This window comes from Pseudomonas sp. L13 (genome assembly GCF_009935965.1).
Classification (GTDB): domain Bacteria; phylum Pseudomonadota; class Gammaproteobacteria; order Pseudomonadales; family Pseudomonadaceae; genus Aquipseudomonas; species Aquipseudomonas lactis.
In genome coordinates, this window is record NZ_QODJ01000134.1 from 1,368 (window position 1) to 2,170 (window position 803).

Below are 803 nucleotides of genomic sequence, written 5' to 3' on the forward strand. Positions count from 1 at the left end.
ATATTTTTGTTCGTAATGGACACCGCGATCTGTGACTTTTTGCGGTGTATCGAGCCTACGTTCTTCTAATTTACTTGCAAGCTGTGTAGGGATAAGAACTTCTCGAATCAACCCGCCTTTACCGGTAACGGTATAAATTACGCCCTCTCTCCCTTGAAATTTACTATCTAGTGCAGGTCTTTCACTTGCTTGTTTTTCCGATGCATAAGAGAGAGTATATAGCTCATGAGCCCTGAGTCCGGCGGCATAAGCGATTTGAGTTGATAAAGCATTTCGTTCTGTCTGCGACTCAGAAACTAACTTCATTTGCTCTGTTGTATAAGTGCGACTTGAAAGTGCTTGTTTAAACTCTGATTCGACATAAGGTAAGGTTTTTCCTTGTTCAAGCTTACCAGTTACATGAGTGAGCATTGATTGAATTGCCTGGCGTTCCATATCAAGCGTTTTCTGTCCTACCTCTAGTCCTCTTGCTTCAAGGTATTGAATTGCAGTTGCTGGTGTTAAATCTCTAATTTCACCTTGTATGCCAAATTCGGGCATGTTTTTAGCGACTTGCTCTAAACGTTCTGTGTAATTCGATAAGGTACGAACTGAAGCGACGGCATCAGCTTTTTGTAAAGCTTTTTCTACCGAGTTAGCTTGTTGCTCTGGTGATTTAGCGGCAAATTTACTCACGATTTTGTAGCCAACGATTAACGGTAGAATCCGCTACTTTGATAGCCTTCTTTTTTCGTAGCCAGCGTGTTAACTCCGCTATTGTCGCTCCTTGTTTGTGCATTGCAACCAGCTCTGTATGGTATTTG

At 42.0% G+C, this 803-nt stretch carries 1 protein-coding gene; it reads right to left on the minus strand.

Features of this window, described 5'->3' with window-relative positions; genetic code table 11:
- Positions 1 to 675 (minus strand): hypothetical protein (locus DK871_RS28345; protein ID WP_218581565.1); only part of this gene is annotated, 675 nt, incomplete at its 3' end.
- Between the last annotated feature and the right edge of the window lie 128 nt (positions 676 to 803).